The 19,503-nt window shown below is 37.7% G+C and carries 11 protein-coding genes; all 11 read left to right on the forward strand.

Features of this window, described 5'->3' with window-relative positions; all coding sequences use genetic code 11:
* A partial coding sequence (locus NQ163_RS18915; RefSeq protein WP_268191890.1) for a hypothetical protein occupies positions 1–197 on the forward strand: 197 nt, incomplete at its 5' end.
* 382 nt (positions 198–579) lie between these two features.
* On the forward strand, positions 580–2,451 hold the full coding sequence (locus NQ163_RS18920; protein WP_268191891.1) for a 4Fe-4S binding protein: 1,872 nt from the start codon (positions 580–582) through the stop codon (positions 2,449–2,451).
* A gap of 31 nt (positions 2,452–2,482) precedes the next feature.
* Positions 2,483–5,461, forward strand: a complete 2,979-nt coding sequence (locus tag NQ163_RS18925) for a SusC/RagA family TonB-linked outer membrane protein (protein ID WP_268191892.1) — start codon at positions 2,483–2,485, stop codon at positions 5,459–5,461.
* Between the two features lie 36 nt (positions 5,462–5,497).
* Complete coding sequence (locus NQ163_RS18930) at positions 5,498–6,931, forward strand: RagB/SusD family nutrient uptake outer membrane protein (protein WP_268191893.1); 1,434 nt, start codon at positions 5,498–5,500, stop codon at positions 6,929–6,931.
* Between the two features lie 79 nt (positions 6,932–7,010).
* Positions 7,011–8,543, forward strand: a complete 1,533-nt coding sequence (locus tag NQ163_RS18935) for a hypothetical protein (RefSeq protein ID WP_268191894.1) — start codon at positions 7,011–7,013, stop codon at positions 8,541–8,543.
* Positions 8,544–8,642: 99 nt separating this feature from the next.
* A complete protein-coding gene (locus NQ163_RS18940) occupies positions 8,643–11,003 on the forward strand; it encodes a zinc-dependent metalloprotease (protein ID WP_268191895.1) in 2,361 nt (786 codons plus the stop codon).
* Positions 11,004–11,230: 227 nt separating this feature from the next.
* The gene (locus tag NQ163_RS18945) at positions 11,231–13,390 is read left to right on the forward strand and encodes a S46 family peptidase (protein WP_268191896.1); all 2,160 of its coding nucleotides are present in this window, start codon (positions 11,231–11,233) and stop codon (positions 13,388–13,390) included.
* A 35-nt stretch (positions 13,391–13,425) separates the two neighbouring features.
* Positions 13,426–14,265, forward strand: coding sequence for a hypothetical protein (locus NQ163_RS18950; RefSeq protein WP_268191897.1), 840 nt, complete (start codon positions 13,426–13,428; stop codon positions 14,263–14,265).
* A gap of 166 nt (positions 14,266–14,431) precedes the next feature.
* Positions 14,432–16,777, forward strand: a complete 2,346-nt coding sequence (locus NQ163_RS18955) for a TonB-dependent receptor (protein WP_268191898.1) — start codon at positions 14,432–14,434, stop codon at positions 16,775–16,777.
* A 450-nt stretch (positions 16,778–17,227) separates the two neighbouring features.
* The gene (locus NQ163_RS18960; RefSeq protein ID WP_268191899.1) at positions 17,228–18,637 is read left to right on the forward strand and encodes an arginine decarboxylase; all 1,410 of its coding nucleotides are present in this window, start codon (positions 17,228–17,230) and stop codon (positions 18,635–18,637) included.
* Positions 18,634–19,491 (forward strand): agmatinase, encoded by an 858-nt coding sequence (speB, locus tag NQ163_RS18965; RefSeq protein ID WP_268191900.1) that lies wholly within the window; start codon positions 18,634–18,636, stop codon positions 19,489–19,491. Before NQ163_RS18960 ends, speB begins: the two co-directional genes overlap by 4 nt.
* The last annotated feature ends 12 nt before the right edge of the window (positions 19,492–19,503 follow it).

Here is a 19,503-nt window from a genome sequence, read left to right on the forward strand (position 1 = left end):
GTGTTGCAGATACCTACCGAATTACATCTTTACTAAATCACGAATTCACTAAATCACGAATTCACTCAATCATACAGTCAAAAAGTCGAAAAGTCCAAGTTTCACGCAGATCATCACAGGTTTTGTCGCGATTTTTGCAGAATAGACCAAGTGTTGCAGGTACCTACCTAATTACATCTTCACTGAATCACACATAAACAATCCACAAAATCCATTTCATAGTAGGTGGTCTTATACAAAATACCAAAATCTTGTGATTGCGAACGCAATTCCATTCATCCAAATTTGCAAGCCTATTCCAAGAGAGTATTGAATTGTGATTTGATGAAGATGTTGGATGAGATGAAGGTGTCAAAAGAGAAAAAAGTATAGAGTTGTGTAGAATGCTTCAAAACAGTAGGATGTCGTACATATTTTAGAGTGAATCCACTTAAAAGTGTAATTAACAGAAAAAGAGATTAATAGAAGTGTCAAAATGCAAAATGATACGGTGTCAAAAGTCTCATATCCCAAAATGCAGCGTGTAGGATTGTATCATTTCCCACTTTTCGGTTGAAATCAAAAATCAATCTAAATCTTATGAGTAAAAAACGAGTTAGCCTATTCAGAAACATTTTGCAGTTTTCTGTTCTTTCTTTGATCATCCTATTCTTTATAGGAAATCAAGTAGGCTTAAGTGTAGTCGATTTTGAGACTTATTGTCCGATGGGGGGAATTCAAGCCATTCTTACTTTAATGAAAGATGGTCTTATTGCTTGTAACATGACCGTAACACAAATGGTTCTTGGCGCAATTTTCTTATTCTGCATATTAGTTCTGGGAAAATTGTTTTGTAGTCATCTTTGTCCTTTAGGTACAGTTTCTGAAGCGATTGGAAAAGTAGCTGATAAATTTAAAATCAGAAGAGATATTAATGGTGTTACCGATAAAGCATTAAGAAGTTTAAAATACATTCTTTTGTTTTTTACACTTACCATTACGCTTGAAACCGGAGAATTATTTTGCAAGACATACGATCCATTCTATGGTACGGTAACCATGTTTGGACACAGGGTAAACTTTTTGTTTGCATCAATTTCTATTTCTGTATTTGTACTAGGTTCCATCATTTTCAGATTGTTCTGGTGTAAGTACTTGTGTCCGCTGGGAGCAATCTCAAACATTTTCAAATATTGGATTGGCGTTGGAGTTGTTGTTGCCGTATTGTCGTCAATGTACTTTTTCGAGGTAGGTGTTGATATCAGCATTATTGTTGGAATTATCTGCCTGGTAGGATATGCTTTGGAGATTCTTAAGGTTCAAACAAAGCAACAGTCAGTTTTAAAAATTACCCGTTACACACATACTTGTATCGATTGTGGATTGTGTTCAAGAACTTGTCCGCAAGGAATTGATGTTGCAGACCTTGAAATGGTAAAACATCCTGATTGTAACCTATGTGGTGATTGTGTTGCTGCATGTCCAAAGGATGGTGCACTTACATTAAACGAAAAGATGAATGTGAAGTGGTTGCCTTCTGTATTGGTAGTGGTATTGTTCATCTCAGGATTGCTAATTGCAAGTCAATATAACTTACCAACTGTTTCTAAAGCTTGGGGAAGCAAGGAAGAAATGGAGAAATCAAAGGAATTCACCATTGATCATATGAGTCATTTGACTTGCTTTAGTAGTTCTATGGGTTTTGTGCGTCAGATGAAAGAAGTGGATGGAATTTTAGCTGTAAATACTTATATCAGTGATCACAAAGCAGAAATTACTTTCGATACGACTAAGATTGATGAGTTAAGCATTAGAAAAATGCTATATACCAGATCTAAACAATTTGTGAAAGCTCCACAACTGGACCAGGACTTAACGGTTCATAAACTGCGTGTTGCCAAATATCTTACCGAGGCTGATTTGAAGATTATGGCTGAGGCGCTAAAAGATAAAGGTGTTTACCAGTTGGAAACTCAATTTGATACTGAGATTAGATTATTGGCATTCTGTGATGCTGATATGAGCGAATCAAAAATTGAGACTTTGATTACTACCATTAAGCATCGTAGAAGTTACCCATACGAAGTGAAAGATGTTGTAGAGTCTCATGTGCCAATTAATGGAATTGGACTGATGAAGAGAACTTTCAGAAAGTACAAATTAACCTTTAACAACTTTAAATCTTATCCAAGAGAGCAGTTAAGATCAGTAATGTTGGTATTGGAAGATTTTCCTAAAAATGAGAACAAGTTTAAGGAGTTGTCAAACCATGTTGCGAAGAAATACAAGGGAGTAGTGGGCATTCAGGCCGATTACCAGGCACAACCAACCGTTCGATTCTTCTACATTCAGAATATGGTCGACCCTCAGGAAATCATCGATTGGATGAGTCAGCCGGAAATGACATTGGTCTACACCAATGGAGAAACAGAGCAGGTTGCAAATCCATACAAATTTAAACTTACAAACTAACCCAAACTAAAATCATATAAATAACGAGTCTATGATAAGAATTTATTTAATAGCATTTCTTGTTTTACTTCAGTTCCAGCTTTTTGCGCAGGGACTGACAGTAACAGGAACAGTAGCTGATGCAAGCGACAAGCTAGGCATACCTGGGGTTACCGTGCTTGAAAAAGGAACATCGAATGGGGTAACCACCGATTTCGATGGGAAATTCAAATTAAATGTAAGCAAGGCGAAGGCTGAACTGATGTTCTCATTTATTGGATATGAAACCCAATTTATTGCGGTAAAAGGTCAGAAAGTGATTAATGTGCAATTAAAATCGGCAGATCAAAAATTGAACGAGGTGGTTGTGCTAGGTTACGGAAGCGTAAAATCTCGCGAAGCGGTTGTTGGTTCAGTAGAGCAGGTAAAATCGGATGAACTGTTAAAGCACTCTAACGCACAAAGTGTCGATCAAATGCTGGAAGGACAGGTTGCTGGTGTGCAAATTGAATCTGAATCAGGTGATCCAACCAGCCCTGTTAAAGTGCGTATTCGTGGTAACAACTCATTGCCCGATATGGGATCTTCCGGATTTACAGCATCAAGCGAGCCTTTGTATATTTTAGATGGAGTACCCTTAATTGATGCTTTGAATCCGAATATCAATACAGGAACAGGTCAAGCTGCAGAAACTGTTATCAATCCTTTAGCTTTGATTAACCCGGAAGACATTGCTTCTGTTTCTATTTTGAAGGATGCTTCGGCAGCTGCGATTTACGGAGCCAATGCAGCCAATGGTGTGGTTATTATCACCACCAAAAAAGGCGCAAAGGGAAAAACCAGAATATCGGTTTCTCATAAAATACTGATGAGTAATCCGATAAATAAGGTGAAGTATTTGAATACCGAACAATATACCGAATTGGCATCGGAGTTTTATCGCAACAGTGGATATGCCGAAGAGGATATTTCTGAATTGGTTGGACCAACCGATGTGTACACCAATTGGAGAGATTTGACTTTGCAGAATTCTGTTTCTCATAGTACGAATTTTAGTATTTCAGGTGGAGCCGATAAAACAACCTATCGTTTTTCCTTTGGTTACAAGGATAATGAAACCACAACAAAAGGTAACGATTTTAATACCTTGACATCTCGTGTAAATTTAAATACAGAGCTGTATCCGGGAATTACCTTGAGTTATAATGGAGGTTTGTCTTCATTTAAAAAAGAATCATACGGTGCGTTTGCAACTTATGCTTTCCTGCCTAATATTCCCGTTTACGATGAGAATGGCGAGTACACCAGGTTTGACGGATTGGCTAATCCATTGGCCGAACTGGATCAGAATAGAAATGAGTTGGATAAGTTTTACACGAACAACAGTTTAAATTTAAAGGTTAAAATTAGCAAGAACCTATCAGCCAGTACAACCCTGGGACTCGATTATACCAATACCAAAAAGTTCATATTCTATTCAAAAGAGAATGGAAGAGGCGCAAACTATGGAGGGTATATTAAAGAAAAGAGAACCATTAATAAGAACTGGATTGGATTTTCCCAGCTGGAGTACAATGGGAAGTACAAAAAGCACTCCTTTGGAGCGATTGCCGGTGTGCAGTTGAAACGTGACAATACCGAAAGTACAACAACGACGGATAAAAATCTGATGACCGAAAAAATCATTTTACCTGGTACCAGTGCCGACGAGGATCAAACTGTTGCGGGCTATGAAAATACTTCGGCAATGAGATCTTATTATTCCAGAGCCAATTATGACTATGATAAAAAATATTTTCTTTCCTTAAATTATCGTACCGATGCTTCTTCATTCTTTGGTGGCGATCAGCAGGTTGAGAGATTTATGTCTACCGGTGCTTCTTGGATCATCTCAAAAGAGAATTTCTGGATTGAGAATGACATCATTAATTTTGTAAAATTGAAAGCTTCTTATGGTAAAGTGGGGAATGCGAAAGTGGGTGCATATTCAGCGAATGGTGTATACTCTTACTCTACCTCTTCTAGTTATAATGGCAAGTTAATTGCAACTCCTAACAGTGCGCCCAATGTTGATTTAGGATGGCAAAGTTCCTACAAATTCAATACGGGTTTAGCCATAAAGTTTTTAAAGAAATTTAACCTGGATTTGGAATATTACAACAACAAGACCAAGGATGGTATCATGAATACGAAAGTGATTCCGGAAACTGGTTGGAATTCTATTCCCGTAAATGCTGTTGATTTAACCAACTATGGGTTCGAGGCAACATTAAAAGCAGTGAATATAAAATTTGGAGAGCTGAGTTGGACTTCGAATATAAACATAGGCTTCAATAAAAGTCGCCTGGACAAACTGGCCAATAATTTGAATATTGTTACCACTGGATTAATTGTTGGAGAATCGACTTCTTTGATAATGGGACATAAATATGCTGGTGTTAACACTCAGACAGGTGATCCTCAATGGCGTTTAAAAGATGGAACCATTACCGACAATTACAAGTTGGTATCCGGAAATCTGGACGAAAAGGTGATCATAGGGAAAAAAGATGCTGATTTTTCAGGCGGTTTTTCAAACAGCCTCAAATACAAAGGCTTCAATTTGAATTGGATGTTGACTTATGAATCGGGTGCCGATATGTTTATCCCTTATCCTGCAAGGGATATGGAAAAGGTGAAAACCATGTACATCTTCAACAAAAGTATTAACCTGCTTGACAGATGGCAGCAACCCGGAGATGTGACTGATATTCCAAGATTGGATCAAAACATTTCCTTTGATGGTTCCAGTTCAAGATTTTTATACAACAAGTCGAATATTTCTCTGAAATCCATCTCTTTAAAGTATAGTGTCCCAAAACACATTTGCAATCTTGCAAACTTATCGAACGCTTCTATTGGTGTTAATGTATCGAATGTTTATACCTGGTACAAAGAGGCTACACCTTCAGGAAGGAATGGATTGGCAGAATATCGTTACCCATTTCCCCAGTCAAGAACTTTTGCTTTTGAATTGAAATTGGGCTTATAAAAAGGTCATTAAATGAATTTCTATAAGAATTAAGATATGAATAAATTACTATACATAGCATTATTAGCAACTTGCCTGATGTCCTGTTCGGATTTTTTGGATATCGAGGATGAAACAAAAATATCCAACGATGAAATATTTACGACACTGGGAGGAGCAAGTGAGGCAATTAACGGTGTTTACTTTGAATTGAGTGCCAATGATTATTACGGAGTAAATATGCTTGTTTTGCCTGACCTTAAGGGAGGAAACTTAAAAATAAACGACCTTACCTTTGAGGCACCACAATCATTCAATTATATCCCATCATTTGAATTTTCACATACTGTGGAAGGTGATGATGATTTTGCGGAAGATACTTATCAAGAACTTTATGAATTCATAAACGGAGTAAATAATGTTGTGAGCAATGTTGATAGAATTGAAGATGCCTCTGAAATTGAAAAAGCTCAGATTCTTGCTGAAGCAAAGGCGCTTAGAGCATTGGCTCATTTTGATTTAACACGATTTTACGCTCAGCCTTATAGCTATACCGCTAATGCACAGCATTTGGGAATTCCTTATCTGAAAACGAATGTCAGCTTCGATGAAAAAACGCAAAGAGATTTGTTGTTTAACAATTACGAAGATATGATTTCCGATTTAAAGTATGCCGAAGAAAATTTGGGAACACCAATAGCTTCGGAAGGAGCACTGTATAGCAAGGCTTACATGACGAAACTGGCAGCTCAAGCCCTATTGGCTCGTATATATCTTTATAAAAACGATTGGGAGAAGGCCAGAGTGTATGCAAGCAAAGTTATTGAAGATGGAGGTGTTTCACTGCTTAGCAATTCTGAAGTTCTTTCTTACTACTCCAATAATACACCTACGAGAGAAGATATTTTTATTTTGGACAAGTCGGGTAGAAACAATGGAGCTGTATTGTCCTCAACCATTGGATTAAAGGAGGATAGAACTAGTATTTACCTAACGGTGAGTAATGATATTCTTGACCTTTATGAAGATGATGATGTTAGAAAGCAATTGTTTGGACAACAACTGGAAAGAACAATTAGTACAAAACACATCGAGTTTCCCGGAAGGAAAGATCATTATGCTAGTGTAATCCGTTTGGCAGAAATGTACCTGATTCGTGCCGAAGCATCTTTAAATCTTCCTGTTTCGGATGAAGTTCAGGCTCGTGCCGATTTGGATATCATTCGCAAGCGTGCAAATCCAAATGCAGCCAACCTGCAACTGTCAGGAGCTGCTTTAAAAGAGGAATTATTCCTTGAACGAAGAAGAGAGCTGGCATTCGAAGGTCATTTGTTTTTCGATATTGTAAGAATGGGAAGAGATGTGCGACGTGTTGATTGCAATGCGCTGCAAAATGTAAATGTCGATTACCCAAGCAATTTGTTTGTACTGCCAATTCCTGAAGAAGCAATATTGTACAACGATCAGATGGTTCAAAATCCCGGATACTAAATAAGACAATTACTTTTTAAACAGAGATATTCCTGATTCCCCTTGGGAGTATCTCTATAACCAAAAATCTATTAACACAATGAAGAAAAATTATTTAAACCTAATGTGGCTAATGGTAGCTGCACTAATCCTGGCAAGTTGTAGTAAGGATGATGATCCTATTATCCCTAAACTGTCATTGACTGCTGATGCAGTCGAAATTTCAGAAACAGCTACTTCTGCTTTGGTGGTAAAAGTAAATGCTGATGCTCCACTTGAAACAGCTTACACTGTAGGTATTGCTTTGTCGGGTACAGCTGTTGAAGGTGTAAACTTTCAGCAAATTGTTAAAACAGTAACGATTCCAGCGAATCAAACTTCAGCTAACATTTTCGTTACGCCTATTAATGTTTCAGCTATTGAGGATAGCAAAGTTGTGAATATTGCATTGCAAGCAGGTACAGGTTATGGATTGTCTACTCCTGCAGATATTGACATTACCATTGTTGACAATGCAAATCCTCCATCGGATGCTCCGGAAGTATCGTTTGCAACTTCAAACATCGTTACCAATCCTTATTTAGAGGAAGAATTCACAATTACCGTTGGATTGAGCAAGGCATATGCTTCGGCTCTTACGATTCCTTTAAGCATTACCGATGGTTTGCTTGCCGGTACCGACTATGAAATTGCTGGTTTGGAAAACAATGCCATTACAATCGCTGCCAACGAGGTTTCTGCTGAATTTACAGTGAAAATGAAGAATACTGCAGTTGTTGACATGGACAAAACAGTACAATTTGCGTTTGCGACTCCTTCAGTAACCGATTATGCAGTAAAAGCAACTGAAAATACATTGGATATCAATGCGGTTGATCCTCAGGTTGACTTTTCAGTATGGTTCAATGAAGACAATGCATACAACTATTTCTTTGCTACATGGAATGCTGATGGTAGAACTTACCGTACTGATTTACCAGCTTACAATCCAAAACGTTACTATTGGGATACTGTTGAAGCTGCCTGGAAATTATTAACGAGTGATCATTATTTTGACGTTAATGCTGATGATAACAATCAATGGAAAGAGGTTACCAATACATGGCACAAAGACCTTGGTGGAACCGGTATTGATATTGTGGAACAAGAAAGATATGAATTTGTTGGTGGAGATTTCTTTGGATTGACAAAATTCTTTGATAATGAAGCCACTTATGCTAAAACCCTAATTGCTTCAGAGAATGGTTGGTTCCGTTTTGCAACGACTGATGCTGCTGCAACAGAAGGAACTGTTGTGGTTCCTGAACAAACCATTACTCTTTATAAAATTAAAGAAGGTTTCGATTGGAAAGAAAAAACTACAGTAGAAGTTGAAGGTGGAACTGAATCTTATTACGCATGGTATGCTGACTCGGAAGCTACACAAGGTGATTTGTCTCAATCAACCAATGTTACTCCTGTTGCTATTCAGGTTGCAAAATCGGTAGGTACATACAATTTGAGTACAAAAGAGATTATCATTGACATTACTTTTACTTGCGATGATGCTGATCTTACTATTGATCCTAAGTACTATGTTGAAAATGATGGTGATACATATACCATGAGAATTAGATACATTCCAACAAAATAAGAAATTGAGAAAAGAGTGGTTGGACATAGCTCCAATCACTCTGCCTTACAACAATTCAACCTTTTCGGAGCAATTCCGAATGACCTTAAACAATAACAAATGTTTCGATATAAATTATCACTTCTCCTTATTATGGGTATGATTGCATTGGCTTTTAAAGTTGATGCGCAATCAAGTAATTCAGCACTAATAAAAAAATACCAAAGCCTGGTAAGTAAAGCTGATACCAGTGATGACGGTTTTATTAGTGTTCATATGAACCACAATAAGCTGTGGCTGGAAATTCCTGATAGTATTATGGGGAGAGATTTGTTAATTGGCAGCCGGGTAGAAGAAATTAGTTCTACCAGAAATGCAGTAGCCGGACAAATGATGCACAACCCGATGATGGTAAGATTTAGCCAGGATGAAAAGTCGGTGTATCTACATGCAATGGATACTAAAAATCAGATGGATGAAAATGATCCTATCAGCATTTCATTCAATCGAAATAGCATGCAAACTATTATGCATGCCTTTACAATTGAAGCCAGAAACCAGAAAAATAATGCATCAGTAATTGAAGTTACCAAACTCTTCAATTCACAAATTCCGCAAATTTCACCATTTGGCGGCGCTGGTCGCGGTAAATCAATACCTGAAGCTACAAGAACCATTGAGGCGAGAGCTTATGATGGCAATGTGGAGATTGTAACGCAGATGGGATTTACAGGAAAAAGACAGCAGTTTATGTGCAGCCTGCACCGCTCAATCGTTTTGCTTCCAAAAATACCCATGCAGCCTCGTTTGGCCAGTGAAAAAATTGGCTATTACGATGAACCTAAAAAAGAATTATCATCGGAATACATGGATGTGAAATCCTATGCATATGTAAAACGATGGAGAATAGAAGCTAAAAAAGAAGATATTGAACGCCATAAAAACGGCGAATTGGTTGAACCTGCAAAACCAATTGTTTTTTACGTAGACAATTCGATTCCTGAAAAATGGAAAACTTATATAAAAGCCGGAATTGAAGACTGGCAAAAAGCATTTGAAGCCATTGGATTCAAAAATGCAATTGTGGCAAAGGATTATCCTGTAAACGATACCTCTTTCCATGCCAATGACTTTACAAATTCTTGTTTCAGATATGTAACAACTGAAAAAGCCAATGCTATGGGATTGCATTGGATTGATCCCCGTTCGGGTGAAATTTTACAAGGTGATGTGCTATTTTATCACAATGTAATTAAAAAATTGTACCAGTGGAGATTTGCCCAAACTGCAGCTGTTGATCCTGCTATTCGTGGGAATGCTGCTGATGTGGATGATCAGATTATGGGTGAACTGATTCGTTATGCCTCAGCCCACGAAATAGGACATGCTTTGGGCTTGAAACACAACTACAGAGCATCCTATGCCTATCCTGTAGATTCATTGCGTTCGCCAACATTTACAAAAAAATACGGAACCGCAGCATCCATCATGGATTATGCCCGTAACAATTACATTGCTCAACCCGGCGATAAGGTTACCAGCCTAACACCTCCATTGTTGGGAACCTACGACTATTTTTCTATTAAATGGGCCTATCAGCCTATTTATTCAGCTGCCAATCCACAGGAGGAGCTTGCCGTTCTGAATCAATGGATAGCCGATCGCAGCAAAGATGACATGTATTTGTTTGGTACTAAGAATGGCAAGGGCGACGGAACCCTGGATCCTTCTGTACAAAGCGAATCTCTTGGCGATGACGTGGTAAAAGCAAGTCGTTATGGAGCTGCCAATGCAAAAATTATTATGGAAAACCTTGTGGAATGGACAGGTAAGAATCAGAATGGATCTCTTAATTTAAAGGGAATGTACGAGGCTGTTCTAAAACAATACAATCAATACTTTAAGCACACTGAAGCTTGCCTTGGAGGAATGTACGAATTTGATGTTATCAGTAAGAATCATCCCGAAAAATTTCAGAGGGTGAGTCGCAAAAAACAGAAAGAAGCTTTGGGATTTATCATGGAGGAGCTTCTATCACAGTACGATTGGTTGAGTACGGAAAAGCTTACCCAAAGGATGGGTTCCCTTGCTCAAACTACTATGAAATCACAGGGTGAGAAGGTGAGTAATTTGGTTAGCAGATCTGTTTTGGTAAGAATGTACACTTGTTCTACTATGACTAAAGATCCTTACCGCGTTAATGAGTACCTGGGCGATATTTCAAATTATCTTTTTAATGTTTCCAATAAAAAGCAAAGCACTGCCTGGATGAGAAACATGCAGGTTGAATATGTGAAGGGCCTGAAAAAACTGTTGAATGAAAACAGTGCTGATGGAGGTCATATTTTTAACAATCTTACCATGGCTGACATTAAGGCTGAACTTGATCACCTTCATTCCATTGCATCGAAAAAAGCAGAAAAAGGAAATGCTTCCTTAAAAGCACATTTCAATTACATAAAATATACAATTGAGCGATAGAGAGTAATGATACTCTTGTAATACACAAAGTGGACTTTTTCATATGACTATAATTATCTTGTTTGGCCCTCCCGATAAGCTTCGGGAGGTAGCCTCAAGAGCATGTATTTGTTTTGCTGTGTGTGAATTAAGTGACTGTACTTTCGTGCCTGTATCATTTTCTTTTAAGATGATGTGGGAGTGTACATGCTTAATTTAAAAGTTCAATCTTATCAAAAAACACTAAAATGACTAGAATAAAATTATTGATTATTTGTTTGGTTCTGTTTTCAATGCCATCGAAAGCCGATGAGGGAATGTGGATACCGGCATTATTGAAAAAATACAACATCAAAGACATGAAAAAGGCAGGGTTTAAACTGACTGCCAAAGATGTTTACGATATCAATAAAATTTGTTTGAAAGATGCCATTGTTGGATTAGGATCGAAGAGTAATCCTACAACCTTCACAGGAAGTGGATCTTTCATTTCTGAAAGCGGATTGGTATTGACCAATCATCACACTGTAGTGTCTTATTTGCACAAGCATAGTAGCGAAGAGCATAACTATTTGAGAAATGGTTTTTATGCACAAAATCAACAAGATGAATTGCCGGCAAAGGGATTAAGCCTGGCGAGATTGGTTCGCATGCAAGATGTTACCGAGAAGCTTTTGAACGGAACAGAAACTTTGTCGGACATCGAAAAGAGTCGATTAATTGATAAGAGAGCCAAGGAAATTACAGTTAAGGCAAAGGAAGGAAACCATTATCAAACAAAGGTGAAATCCTATTTCGGAGGAACTCAATTGTTTCTTGAGGTATATGAAATTTACAGAGATGTTAGAATTGTAGCAATGCCCCCATTGTCATTAGGGAAGTTTGGTGGTGAAACCGATAATTGGAAATGGCCACGTCAGTCGGCTGATTTTGGAATTTTGAGAGTATATGGCAATTCGAATAATGAATCCCTAAAATACTCTATTGCTAACAAACCGATTAAGCCAACCAAGCATCTTGAACTATCATTGAAAGGATACAAGGAAGGTGATTTTGCAATGGTTTATGGTTTTCCTGGAAGTACCAAGCAGTATCTTACTGCAAAGGCAATTCAGCAAATTGTTCAAGTAAAGCATTATCATGGAATAAAGATTCGTGATGCCAAGATGGAAATCATCAACAAGGCAATGAGTAAGAATGAAGATTTGTGGTTGAAGTATTCCGATTTTATGGCAAAAACATCGAACAGCTTGTTGCGATGGAAAGGTGAACTGCGAGGAATCGAAAAGTTGGATCTTGTTAGTCTGAAAAAGAAGGAAGAAGAAGCCTTTATAAAATGGGTAAACTCTACTAAGGAGCTGAAAGAGAAATACGCTGATGTGATTCCTGGAATTGAAGATTGTGTCGCACGTTTGGATACCATTGAGAAGTTGAACTTGTATGTGGTTGAAGCCGGAATTAAAGGTGGTAACTTCGTTTCATTTGCGGGTAAGTTTGATATGTTGAATGCCATTGCATCGCGTAAAAATGTGAACGAGAAACGCTTGAATAAAGAGTTGAGAAAGCTGCGAGTTGAAGCTTCGAACTTTTTTAACGCTTATGATCTGGAAACAGAAAAAGAATTTTTGAAAGTATTCGTGAAGCTTTACGATGAAAATGTTGGAGATCAATACAAACCAGCTCCAATTATAGCAGCACGCAAGAAATACAATAGCGATTTTAACCAATATATAAATGATGCATTCAGCAATTCAATCTTTTCAACGAAAGAGAATTTGATTGAGTTCCTAAAGTATTTTACCAAGGAAGATGTTCAAAAGATAAAGAACGATCCTGTATTTGATTTATGCATAAGTTACTTCCTGATTAATATGGATATGGTTTACCGTCAGCGTATTGATATCAGAAGAGAGTATGGCAAGTATCACAACAAATACCTTCAGGCAATTAAGGAAATGAAAGCAGACCAAAAGATTATTGCTGATGCTAACCGAAGTCTACGTGTTTCATATGGGAATATTCAAGGATTCAACGATGAAGGAGAATCGTATTCTCCAATGACGAGCCTGAATGATTTAGTTGAAAAGAACAGTAAGAATCCAAAGGTTTATGAAGTGCCGGAAGGCTATGTTGACGCATGTAATAAAGCAATTAAAGAGTCGGAAAAATCAATACCAACCTGTTTTATTAGTAATTGTCATACTACAGGAGGTAACTCAGGTAGCGCAGTTCTGAATGCAAAAGGCAAGCTTATTGGTTTAAATTTTGACAGAGCTGGCAATGGTTTGGTTAGCGACTACAAGTTTATGCCAGAGCTAACACGCCATGTTGCTGTCGACATTCGCTATGTACGTTTTGTATTGGAACATCAATTCAAAGCAGATGCTTTATTGGAGGAGTGGAAGTAATGCTTTGACAAAACTTACGAAATAAAAACATTTACATGAAACATTCACATTATCTATTCTTGATTGTTCTGCTGTTATCAGCATGTAATTCTTACGATCATGAGTCCTATATTGCGCAGTTTAGAACTGATTTTGATAATGACATCAACAATTATCGGGTAAGTGCAAAGGATTCAATTCGTATTCTTAATACGAACAAGCAAAGCTTTCAGGAATTCAGAACCGAAAAGATTGCCAACGATCGTTTCTATATCGATAATTATTCGTGGTACCAACTGGGAAAAAACCTGATGTTATCACCAGCTGAGGCAAAAGTAGAAGCCAACAAATATGGTTTCGTTCGACCTTATTATTTTCTTGAATTTTTAAAAAGTGATACCACCAAAGGTCCTGTAAAAAAGCAGGTGATGGATGATGTGCGTAATCGCTTATACGATAAGCATGGTAAGGATTCAGTTCAAATTTATGGCTGCACTGCCAAAGATTTGTTCAACGCGGTAAAACGTCATGAGAAACGCAAATACTTCTTCTTCCTGAAGGTGGATTTCGAAAAAGTGAAAAATGCCAGTGACAAACAGAAAAAGGTTGCTGCACAGATGATGAGTGGTGCGTTAAACAGATTAAAGGAGAAAGTTGAGGTAAAAGACAAAAGGTATTATTTGACCATTTCGAAAGGTGAGGAAATAGGCATTTCTGAAAACCTGTTTACTGTTGGTAAAAATATTTACATTAAAATGAATGATCATCTGGATTCATTGGAAGTTACAAATCCTGAATTTGTTGAGAAAGTTGAGTTAGGAACGCATAACTCAAAGTTTCGAATCAACAAGTGGGAAGATGCTTTAAAAATGTATGAATATTATATTGACAAATAAAAAGCATTAGATTTTCTAATTGTTGGTTGTTAGAACGTCTGATTTAGTTAGTGTTAACGAAAAGAGCCCTTCCCACGGGCTCTTTTTTTGTTTAAATGATAAATAAAAGGAAACATATTTATATCTTAATTGTTTGTATAGAAAAATCAAGAATAATACAATAAAAATGAGAAAGCTACTATCCATCCTTTTTATACTGTTTGCCTGTAATGCTTATTCGCAAATAAACACTTCCATATCAGGATATGTAACGGATGAGACTGGAATGGCATTAATTGGTGCATCGGTTTATCTTGAGAACACAACACAAGGTGCCATTAGCAACGAAAATGGCTATTACCAGATAACAAAAGTAAAGCCCGGATCCTATAATTTGGTGGCAAGTTATTTGGGATACAAGGGGCAAACTCGTTACAATATTGATATCAAATCGGTAGGAAACCAGGAGTACAATTTTGTTTTGGAAGAGGCCTCAACAAATCTTTCGGAAGTAGTTGTTTCCAATCAGAATAAGATTACACGACCCAGGGAAACCCCACTTTCAACACAAACTTTATCAGCGGTTGAAATTGCCACCTATCCAGGAGGAAACAATGATGTAGTGCGTGTAGCACAAACATTTCCCGGCATATCTCCATCACCTGGAGGATTTCGAAACGATTTGATCATTAGAGGGGGAGCACCCAACGAATCGGTTTATTATTTGGATGGAATAGAGATTCCCAATATCAATCACTTTAGCACACAGGGAAGCTCGGGCGGTCCGGTTGGCATGTTGAATGTATCTTTTATTGATGATGTAATGCTTTCGACCTCGGCATTTGGCAGTCAGTACGACAATGCGCTATCGGGAGTACTGCAATTCAGCCAGCGGGAAGGAAGCCGATCTTCCTATCACACCAACTTTCGATTGAGTGCCAGCGAGGCTGCCTTAACTCATGAAGGTCCCTTGTTTAAAAGAGGAGCGGAGCAGAGTAAAACCAGTTACATGATCTCAGTACGTCGTTCTTACCTTCAGTTTTTATTCGAATTGATAGGATTGCCAATACGTCCCGACTATTGGGATTATCAATACAAAGTCACACACAGGATTGACAAATACAATACCATAAATCTGATTGGTTTGGGATCGATTGACGATTTTGCTGTAGATGACAGTGGAGACATTGAAGGAGATGAATTATCGATACTGGAGCAAGCTCCTTTTATTGAGCAGCAAAGCAACACGATTGGTCTAAGCTGGAGACACCGATTTAAGACAGGCAAAGGCTTTATGCAGACCAGTATCAGCAACAATGTATTAAAGAACGATTTCTCACGTTATGAAGACAATCGAAATCAATCCGGCCTTTATTTTAGGAATGATTCGCGCGAGCAGGAAACCAAACTTCGTTGGGCAGTAACAAGCTTTAAAAAGGATTGGAAGTTTCAAACCGGTTTGAATCTGCAGTACAGCGATTACGAAAACAAAACCTTTGACTTGAATGATGCTTTTGCCTACGAAACCGAAATAGATTTCATGAAATATGGAGGATTTGCCAACATCACGCGAAGCTTTCTGGATGAGCGATTGGATCTTTCTTTCGGCTTGCGCATGGATGGGGACAGTTTTACCAAAGGAAACGCTTTGCTTTCGACCTTATCGCCACGAATGGCTTTATCTTACGAGTTTGTGGATGATTGGAAACTGAAAGCATCGGTAGGGAGATACTACAAAATTGCACCTTATACCATACTGGGATACCAGGAAAATGGAAATTTTGTGAACAAAGATGCAGACTACACCAGAAGCGATCACTTTGTGCTTGGACTGGAAAGAATATTAGGACCAGCAGCCAGTATTAGTTTAGAGGCATTTTACAAGAAGTACGAGGATTATCCGGTATCCATAGCAGATCAGGTATCCCTGGCCAATAAAGGTGCCGATTTCGAGGTGCTGGGTAACGAAGCGGTCGAGACGGTAGGAAAAGGCAGAAGTTATGGACTGGAATTGCAGTTTCAGCAAAAGCTGAGCAAGCGCTTCTACGGATTGTTTGCCTATACCTTTTTCTATAGCGAGTTTACAGGTTTCGATCGCAGCAAATATTTGCCATCGGTTTGGGACAGCCGTCATTTGTTGTCATTTACCGGAGGATACAAGCTCAAGAAAAACTGGGAGATTAGTGCACGTTATCGTTTTGCAGGCGAAACACCAATCGTACCAACCAACCTGGATGAAACATTGAATCGCTATCCCGAAATAGTTTTGGACTACAGCCGAATGGGAGAGGACAAGCTTGGTGTTTTCAGCGAGTTGGATGTGAGAATCGATAAAAAGTACAACTTCAAGAAGCTATCCCTGGAGTTTTTCCTGGAGATACAAAACCTGCTAATGCACAAAACACCCGAAGCTCCTGAGTATATCCTGGCAAGAGATGAGAATGGAGTGATCACAGAACCTCGAAGTCTGGAGCAGGTTGTTGAAGAGGAAGGATCACCAATTCCTACCATTGGTATAGTGATTGATTTTTAATATGAGCTTGCATTAATATTTTGTATGCATACCACATGGATTGGGTAGCATTTATTGAAGGAGTATTTCAATGTATTTTTTTTACAGCATTTTAATTCATTAATAATTCTGAAACAATCCAGTAAATACTGGGATTTTAATGAATTTAATAATATTATATTGATTCATTTCTAATATCAATAAAAAATAAATGTATGTTAATAGAATATAATTATAAATACCTGTAATTTGATTTTCGAAAATGGAGTCGGCATTTACTCTATTTAACCGATTTTAAATTCTTTTGTATCCTAGGCTATGTCTGCTATGTGGCGATATTCCCGTTGCATGAAATAAAAAATACATGTAGAGTGTATTTTTTTTATTTGCGGTGTTTTTTTAATCGAAAAAAATAGTTTATTTGCAAGGTTAATAATTAAAAAACAACATTTATATTTTATGATTGCATAAATGAAAAATACTTATTTTGATTTGATAGATCAAAGCTATTATTTTCCACAAGAGGGCTTTGATTTGCGAGATGATTTTCTCACTTTTCAAGGGATTTCCTTGAAATATCTAATTGAAAAACACGGAACACCTTTCCGTTTTTTCTATTTGCCAAAAATTGGCGATCAAATTAAGAAAGCGCGAAATTTGTTTAACCGCGCGATCAAAAAAAACAGTTATAGCGGTAAATATCATTATTGCTATTGTACCAAGTGTAATCACTTTGCTCATGTTATTGGCGAAGCGTTAAAGCATAACGTTAACCTGGAAACATCTTCATCATTCGATATTGATCTGATTTTGAATCTTTACAAAGAAAATAAGATCGATTTGGATAGAGTGATTGTACACAATGGATACAAAACGGATGAATACCTAAAGAAGATTGTTAACCTTCAGAAGTTTGGATTTAAGAACACCATTGTAATATTTGACAGTGTTAATGAATTAAATCGTTTGGAAAAAATTGCAACGGATGAGACCATTAAAATAGGAATCCGTATGGCAATTAATGAGGAGCCACAGTCGTCTTATTATACTTCTCGTTTGGGTATTCGTGATAATGAAATTAAAGATTTCTTCGAAACCAGAATCAAGAACAATCCTAAGTTCGAGTTAAAAATGCTCCACTTTTTTGTGGATTCGGGCATTAAGGACAGCTTGTATTACTGGGGAGAATTTCAGAAAGCACTAAAGGTTTACATCGACCTTAAGAAAGAGAGTGAGCATTTGGATTCTTTCAATCTGGGAGGTGGTTTTCCAATTCGAAATCATTTGGGATTCGAATACAATTACGAGTACATGATTAACGAGATTGTAAGCAATATTAAAGATGCCTGCGTTAAAGAAAATGTACCAGAGCCAAATATTTACACCGAGTTTGGGAAATATACTGTAGGAGAGAGTGGTGCTATCATTTTTAAGGTGCTGGAGCAGAAGCAACAAAACGACACGGAATCGTGGTATATTATCGACAATAGTTTGATGAATACCATCCCGGATGCCTGGTCGATTCATGAAAAATTCATTTTACTTCCGATAAACAAGTGGAACAATGAGTACAAGCGTGTGAACATTGGAGGAATCAGTTGTGATCATTCCGATTATTACAATTCCGAAGATTTAAATCAGGAAGTATTATTGCCGGATTATTCCGAAGATGAAAAAGAGCCACTTTATCTAGGTTTCTTTCATACCGGAGCATATCAGGATGCCATTAGTGGATACGGTGGCATAAAACATTGTTTGATTCCATCGCCAAAGCATGTAATTATTGATCGAGACGAGAAGGGAAACTTCTTCGACTATGTGTATCGAAACGAGCAATCGGCTGATGAAATGTTTAAACTCTTAGGATACAATCAGGAATGAGAAATTTTGCAGGAATAGAAGATGAGTATTGCACATTCGAGAATGCTGCTACTCTATTACAATCTATACCTTACGATGGAACCAGCACCTGGGGAAAGGGAGCCGATAAGGCTTTCCCGGCTTTTCTGGAAGCATTGGAGAATATGGAATTGTATGATATTGAAACCAATTCTGAAGTTTACCAAACAGGAGTTCACATTCTGCCAGATATTGTTGAGGATGAATCACCCGAGGCAATGGTGAAAGCAGTTTACCAATCAGCCAAAGAGAATCTGGAAACAGGAAAGTTTACTACCTATTTTGGAGGGGAACACTCGGTAAGCATTGGTGTAATTCGTGCTTTTCATGAAAAGTTCGATAATCTTACGGTTTTGCAGTTGGATGCACATGCCGACTTAAGAAAAGAGTATGATGGCACTCCATTTAATCATGCCTGTGCAGTGCATGAGGCCAGTAAAATAGCTAATCTGGTTCAGGTAGGAATTAGAAGTATGGATTCTTGTGAGTTGGAATACTTAAACCGGGAGCAATGCTATTTTGCACAGGACATTCACAAGCAGACAAGTTGGATGGATGATTCCATATCTAAAATGACTGAGAATGTATACCTGACCATTGATTTGGATGTGTTCGATCCATCTATTATGCCCTCAACGGGCACGCCAGAACCTGGAGGATTGGATTGGTATACCGTGATCAGTTATCTAAGAAAAGTATTCCGGCAAAAGAATGTTGTTGGATTCGATATTGTTGAATTGGCACCACAAGAAGGACAGAAAGCTCCTGATTTTTTAACTGCCAAATTATATTATAAGTTATTGAGTTATCGATTTGAAAGCAAATCTGCAAGATAACTCCTGAAATTT

This window comes from Marinifilum sp. D737 (assembly GCF_026672275.1).
Taxonomy (GTDB): Bacteria; Bacteroidota; Bacteroidia; order Bacteroidales; family Marinifilaceae; genus Marinifilum.